This is a genomic window from Vibrio sp. 1731 (assembly GCF_033339955.1).
GTDB classification, from domain to species: domain Bacteria; phylum Pseudomonadota; class Gammaproteobacteria; order Enterobacterales; family Vibrionaceae; genus Vibrio; species Vibrio alginolyticus.
The window spans coordinates 21,012-27,244 of record NZ_JAWOVO010000036.1; the positions used below are offsets into that span (position 1 = coordinate 21,012).

Here is a 6,233-nt window from a genome sequence, read left to right on the forward strand (position 1 = left end):
TAGATAATATTATTAGACGTTAAAGCACAACATGGGTAACACAAAGCTCCTGGCTCAAGGCAACAGTGAAGTTTTGGTGCTGCCCATCCAACTCAACAGACAACTGGTAGAGATCACTTGGATCAGGATCAGTAAGATCGGCATACTTTGGCGCTTCGATCTGGAATAAAGCGCTCGCATGCTCCGCTCGGACATCAATAGGAATATGGTAAGTCATACCATTAAACTTAACCGATGCAGAGACCAGACCCGGCGCAAAAGTTTGATAGTACAAGTCTACTTTAAACTCGCAACCACCACCGTGGTGCCAAATCTGCTCGGTTGCCACGCGGTCTAAACGTACATTGCGAATGAACTGCAGATACGGCTCTTGCCATACCCCTAAGCGCTCGTCACTCTTTTGGTATTCATGATCTGCAAGTGAACACAACTCCGGTTTATCCTCATCCAACAGAAGATCTTCTTCTTCCTCAAGGAATAGGATCTCAAAACGGTTGCGCCCCATCTGCATGAACGGGCGAATGTCTTTCTTGTAGACATTTTGAGAACCGTCACAGTCAAACAATGCTACTCCGTTCAAACGCACTTCTGCATGGTAATCCACACCACCCAACACCATTTCTACCGCTGGGAATGCCATCATGGATTCGTCCACTTCAATGTCATGCATCAGGTGCCACTCTTGCTGACGAATTGCTTCTTCTGTCAGTTCAGCTGGCAATACCTGACTCAAAGGAGCAGGGAAAGTAATGTCATCCTGTGGGATAGAAAGGTCCGTCAGTGGAGAGACTTGCCATAAACCGGCGAGTGAGAGTTGCATATACACCTTGAGCTAGATCAATTTTCACGCATTATAGGGAGAAACCCCCTATAAACTCAATGTGAATTATTTATCGCCTCCACATTCGTCAGTTTTTCAAGGTATAAAAAAACCAGCGTTAAACGCTGGTTTTTCCAAAAGTAGTGAGCTTTGATTACTCGTCGTCTTCATCTTCTTCAGGGTAAAGCGCATCTTCGCCTTCGTAGTAAGTACCCCAACCGTCGTAAATGATGTCGTATTTCTCTGCAAGATGAACCAGTTTCTCAACCTGTGCATCAATCGCTTCTGCGTTTAGTGCAGATTCCATTGTTGCATCACAACAAAGCAGTTTGTTGCCGTCTTCATCTTCTGTTTCTTCAGCTTCAAGAACTTCAAAGCCCATCTTGAACGCTTCAACAACCGCTTTTTCTAGCGTGTCGAAGTCTTCAGCAAATAGGTGGTGCTCGATTTCGTATAGTGAATCTGGATCGCTGCCATCTTCTAGCAATGCTGCAATGATATCGCGAGTCTCTTCCTTTTGAATCTCAATTAATTCTTCTACTGATAGATATTCATCTTCGTGAGACATGTTTTGGCTCCAGATTAGTTACTTGATGGAAACACAATACCCGATACTGAGTATGCTGATCCGGTGAAATATGGCATGGATTGCGATGAAAAGCCACAAACAAACATCATACCACTGCGATTCTTATCGGTTATTTGAATCTAAATATTAAACCGACCACACAAAGAAACAAAAAATTAACAAAGAATGGCATTTTTTAATATTCAGAACATCCTAATTGACACTTAATGTGGTTATTTTCTCTTTCTATGCGTGTTTATGATGCTTTCTTGAATACACTCACGTGTAAAACGAAGAAGCATAACGAATAAATTCACTTTAATAATGCATAATTTAGAATAAAAATGCACGTTTTATGCACTGTGCGTGTATTCTTTCTCAACGGGAAAATTAGAATAAAAACGCACGCACTCTAATTTTAGTAAAATAGCATTTATATCTAATAATAAATTTCATAAGAATCAAAATAAAAATAAAACACTCACAAGACCAGGAACACCAGAATATAAACAAAGCTTGATAACTTGCATCTTTCTAGGAAGCTTGTCATAACTAATGGCTGGAAAATTTGTAAGGATACAAAATGAGCAAGCTGTACGTTGGATCAGAAGTTGGTCAACTTCGACGAGTTCTATTAAATCGCCCTGAACGCGCCCTAACCCACTTAACTCCGTCAAACTGTCATGAGTTGCTATTTGATGACGTTCTTGCTGTAGAAGCGGCAGGTGAAGAGCACGATGCATTCGCACGTACGCTGCGCGAGCAAGACGTTGAAGTGCTTCTCCTCCACGATTTACTGGTCGAAACCCTCGCTGTTCCAGAAGCAAAACAATGGCTGCTGAACACTCAGATTTCTGACTTTCGCTACGGGCCAACATTTGCGCGAGACCTACGCCAATACTTTTCAGAAATGGATGATGAACATCTTGCCTGCATCTTTTTAGGTGGCTTAGCTTACTCAGAGCTACCGATCTCCTCATCTTCTATGCTTCCAAAAATGAAGCGTCCTCTCGACTTTGTTATTGAGCCGCTACCTAACCACCTATTTACGCGTGATACCTCGTGTTGGGTTTATGGCGGCGTTTCTCTTAATCCGATGATGATGCCTGCACGTCAACGTGAAACAAACCACCTACGTGCGATTTATCGTTGGCACCCAATTTTTGCTGGCCAAGATTTTATCAAATACTTCGGTGACGATGATCTGCATTATGATAACGCGAATGTCGAAGGCGGTGATGTGTTGGTTATTGGTAAAGGTGCAGTTCTTATCGGTATGTCTGAGCGTACGACTGCGCAAGGTGTAGAGAACCTTGCAGCGAGCCTATTTAAAGCAGGCCAAGCGACCGAAGTGATTGCAATTGATCTGCCTAAACACCGCTCATGTATGCATTTAGACACCGTGATGACCCATATGGATGTAGATACTTTCTCTGTCTACCCTGAGATCATGCGCAAAGATCTCGACACATGGCGCTTAACACCAAAAGGCAACGGTGAAATGCATGTTGAAGCCTCACATAACTATCTGCACGCGATTGAGTCCGCTCTTGGCTTAGATCAGCTGAAAATCATCACCACTGGTGGCGACAGCTATGAAGCGGAACGCGAACAATGGAATGACGCCAATAACGTTCTAACTGTAAAACCGGGCGTAGTAATTGGTTACGAACGCAACGTATACACCAACGAAAAATACGATAAAGCTGGCATCAAAGTACTGACAGTACCTGGTAACGAGCTTGGTCGTGGTCGCGGTGGCGCTCGCTGTATGAGCTGTCCAATAGAACGAGACGATATATAACTTACTCGTCCCTTTACATTAGGTGAATCAAAACTAAGGTTGATGTGAATACATCAACCTTTTTTAGCTTTAATTAAAAATAATTATTCACAATAAAAGCATTTATATGTTTTAATAAATTCTATTAATCTAATCACATGTACTAAGGGACGAGCTATGGCTTTCAATTTACGTAACCGCAACTTTTTGAAGCTATTGGACTTCTCAACCAAAGAAATCCAGTTTTTGCTCGAACTGTCTGCAGAGCTGAAAAAAGCTAAATATGCAGGAACAGAGCAGAAGAAACTTCAAGGAAAAAACATCGCACTAATCTTTGAGAAATCTTCGACTCGTACCCGATGTGCGTTTGAAGTCGCTGCCTTTGACCAAGGTGCTCAAGTCTCTTACATCGGCCCTTCTGGCTCGCAGATCGGTCATAAGGAATCGATGAAAGACACAGCTCGTGTTCTTGGTCGTATGTACGACGGGATTGAATACCGAGGCTTTGGCCAATCCATTGTTGAAGAGCTTGGTACTTATGCTGGTGTTCCAGTGTGGAATGGTTTAACGGATGAGTTCCACCCAACCCAGATCCTTGCTGACTTCCTGACCATGCAAGAGCACGGCCGTGGTAAACAGCTGCATGAAATAACCTTCGCTTACCTAGGTGATGCGCGCAACAACATGGGTAACTCACTTATGGTGGGCGCAGCGAAAATGGGCATGGATATTCGCCTTGTCGCGCCAAAAGCGTTCTGGCCTGAAGAAGAGCTCGTGGCAACTTGTCAAACTATCGCGCAACAAACCGGTGCAAAAATCACGTTAACAGAAAGCGTTGAGGAAGGTGTGAAAGGTTGTGACTTCCTATACACCGACGTTTGGGTGTCTATGGGTGAGTCTGCCGAGGCATGGGATGAACGTGTAGCGTTAATGACACCTTATCAAATCAATATGGACGTGATTGAGCAAACGGGTAATCCACATGTGAAATTCATGCACTGCCTTCCAGCTTTCCACAATGATGAAACCACCGTCGGCAAAGAAGTCGCTGAAAAATACGGTATGAAAGGCCTTGAAGTAACAGAAGAGGTATTTGAATCGGAATACTCCATCGTATTCGACGAAGCTGAAAACCGTATGCATACCATCAAAGCCGTGATGGTTGCGACGCTAGGAAGCTAAACCAGTGCGCAAAAACAGCCGATAAAAACCATGATGTAATAGCTTGCGCTCACGAAAGTTAAGCGTATAATGCTCGGCAATTTGTCTGAGGATTAAGAAATGACCACGCTGATTGCTGACGTAAAAACGCGATTTGCTCTCGCTAAGCGACTACGCTTACGTGGTGTTATTTTCGTTAATTCTATTGAATTTTAAAACCTCCCCATTGGGGAGGTTTTTTTATGTCCAAAATTCCTTTCGGTTATTTGGATGTAGTCATCAATGTTATAGGGAAGAAGATCATGGCGAACTCGCTTTACCAGAAGCACATCATCTCTATTCCAGAGCTTTCACGCGAAGAACTGGAACTTATCGTAGAAACAGCAGGTAGCCTTAAAAAAGCACCTCGACCAGAACTGATTAAAAACAAAGTCGTTGCAAGTTGTTTCTTTGAACCATCAACACGTACACGTTTATCGTTTGAAACAGCGATTCAGCGCATTGGTGGTGACGTGATTGGCTTTGATAATGATGGTAATACCTCTCTGGCGAAGAAAGGCGAAACACTCGCAGATTCAGTACAAGTCATCTCTTCTTACGTCGATGCCTTTGTGATGCGTCATCCACAAGAAGGCGCCGCTCGCTTGGCATCTGAATTTTCAAATGGCGTGCCAGTGATCAACGCGGGCGACGGTGCAAACCAACACCCAACTCAAACGCTACTCGACCTATACACCATCGCGGAAACACAAGGGCGTCTAGACAACCTGAACGTCGCATTCGTAGGTGACCTAAAATATGGCCGCACAGTGCACTCACTGACTCAAGCCTTAGCAAAGTTTAACAACATCCGCTTCTTCTTTGTTGCACCAGATGCGCTGGCAATGCCAGATTACATCTGCGAAGAACTAGACGAAGCTGGCATTCAATATAGCCTACACACAGACATGGAAAGTGTGATTCCTGAACTGGATATTCTGTACATGACACGCGTACAGAAAGAACGCTTTGACGAATCGGAATACGCACATATTAAGTCGGCTTACATCCTAACGGCGGCACTACTAGAAGGCGCGCGTGAGAACTTGAAAGTACTGCACCCACTACCACGTGTGGATGAAATTACAACTGATGTTGATAAAACGCCTCATGCTTACTTCTTCCAGCAAGCTCAAAATGGCGTGTATGCTCGCCAAGCACTGCTGGCGCTTGTTCTAAACGAAACACTGTAATCGAGGGGAAAAATCATGGCTAAAGAAACTCAATTGCAGGTAGAAGCAATCAAAAATGGTACGGTCATCGACCACATCCCTGCGCAAATCGGCATCAAAGTATTAAGACTGTTCGATATGCACAATTCATCACAACGCGTAACGATTGGACTGAACTTGCCATCATCAGCACTCGGTCATAAAGATCTACTCAAAATCGAAAATGTGTTTATCAATGAAGAGCAAGCGAGCAAGCTAGCGTTGTATGCTCCTCACGCGACCGTGAATCAAATCGAGAATTATGAAGTGGTGAAAAAGCTCGCGTTAGAGCTTCCTGAGCGCATCAATGATGTATTTGAATGCCCGAATTCAAACTGTATTTCTCATAATGAACCAGTAGAAAGCAGCTTTAGCGTGTTCGAGAAGAAACAAGAAATCCGCCTAAAGTGTAAATACTGCGAGAAAGTGTTCTCACGCGAGATCGTAACCGAGCGATAAACACGCCGCACGACTAGGCTGTGATACGTTTAAAATACCCTGTAATGTCAGGGTATTTTGCTCTTTACCTACCGAGGGTTTAGAGGCAAACTGAGAATCTTTATTCCCTACAACTGATGGAAAAAATCAAATGACGAAAGTACTTCACACTGAGTCTGCACCAGCAGCAATCGGTCCTTACGTTCAAGGCGT

Annotated in this window: 7 protein-coding genes and 1 pseudogene; 6 read left to right on the top strand and 2 right to left on the bottom strand. The window is 43.8% G+C overall.

What is annotated here, in order from left to right:
• Positions 1–19 precede the first annotated feature (19 nt).
• Together R7035_RS23860 and rraB are read right to left on the bottom strand one after the other, a co-directional pair.
• On the bottom strand, positions 20–820 hold the full coding sequence (locus R7035_RS23860; protein WP_104975633.1) for a glycosyl hydrolase 2 galactose-binding domain-containing protein: 801 nt from the start codon (positions 818–820) through the stop codon (positions 20–22).
• Positions 821–974: 154 nt separating this feature from the next.
• Positions 975–1,388, bottom strand: a complete 414-nt coding sequence (rraB, locus tag R7035_RS23865; RefSeq protein ID WP_262652184.1) for a ribonuclease E inhibitor RraB — start codon at positions 1,386–1,388, stop codon at positions 975–977.
• 583 nt (positions 1,389–1,971) lie between these two features.
• Here rraB and arcA point away from each other — a divergent pair.
• From arcA to R7035_RS23895, 6 genes and pseudogenes are all read left to right on the top strand, one after another.
• Positions 1,972–3,192, top strand: a complete 1,221-nt coding sequence (gene arcA, locus R7035_RS23870) for an arginine deiminase (protein WP_005381082.1) — start codon at positions 1,972–1,974, stop codon at positions 3,190–3,192.
• 156 nt (positions 3,193–3,348) lie between these two features.
• Entirely contained in the window at positions 3,349–4,353 is a 1,005-nt protein-coding gene (locus R7035_RS23875; RefSeq protein ID WP_005385520.1) for an ornithine carbamoyltransferase, read from the top strand.
• 99 nt (positions 4,354–4,452) lie between these two features.
• On the top strand, positions 4,453–4,548 hold the full coding sequence (locus tag R7035_RS23880) for a hypothetical protein (RefSeq protein ID WP_005381084.1): 96 nt from the start codon (positions 4,453–4,455) through the stop codon (positions 4,546–4,548).
• Between the two features lie 86 nt (positions 4,549–4,634).
• Positions 4,635–5,564 carry an aspartate carbamoyltransferase gene (pyrB, locus tag R7035_RS23885; protein WP_005381085.1) on the top strand — a complete coding sequence of 310 codons (930 nt, stop codon included), beginning with the start codon at positions 4,635–4,637 and terminating at the stop codon, positions 5,562–5,564.
• Between the two features lie 15 nt (positions 5,565–5,579).
• Entirely contained in the window at positions 5,580–6,041 is a 462-nt protein-coding gene (gene pyrI, locus R7035_RS23890; protein WP_005381086.1) for an aspartate carbamoyltransferase regulatory subunit, read from the top strand.
• Positions 6,042–6,171: 130 nt separating this feature from the next.
• A pseudogene (locus tag R7035_RS23895) lies at positions 6,172–6,233 on the top strand (reactive intermediate/imine deaminase); the annotation flags it as partial.

Coding starts and splice junctions, on each gene's coding strand:
- R7035_RS23860 (WP_104975633.1), bottom strand. CDS start 820: ATGCAACTCTCACTCGCCGGTTTATGGCAAGTCTCTCCACTGACGGAC.
- rraB (WP_262652184.1), bottom strand. CDS start 1,388: ATGTCTCACGAAGATGAATATCTATCAGTAGAAGAATTAATTGAGATT.
- arcA (WP_005381082.1), top strand. CDS start 1,972: ATGAGCAAGCTGTACGTTGGATCAGAAGTTGGTCAACTTCGACGAGTT.
- R7035_RS23875 (WP_005385520.1), top strand. CDS start 3,349: ATGGCTTTCAATTTACGTAACCGCAACTTTTTGAAGCTATTGGACTTC.
- R7035_RS23880 (WP_005381084.1), top strand. CDS start 4,453: ATGACCACGCTGATTGCTGACGTAAAAACGCGATTTGCTCTCGCTAAG.
- pyrB (WP_005381085.1), top strand. CDS start 4,635: ATGGCGAACTCGCTTTACCAGAAGCACATCATCTCTATTCCAGAGCTT.
- pyrI (WP_005381086.1), top strand. CDS start 5,580: ATGGCTAAAGAAACTCAATTGCAGGTAGAAGCAATCAAAAATGGTACG.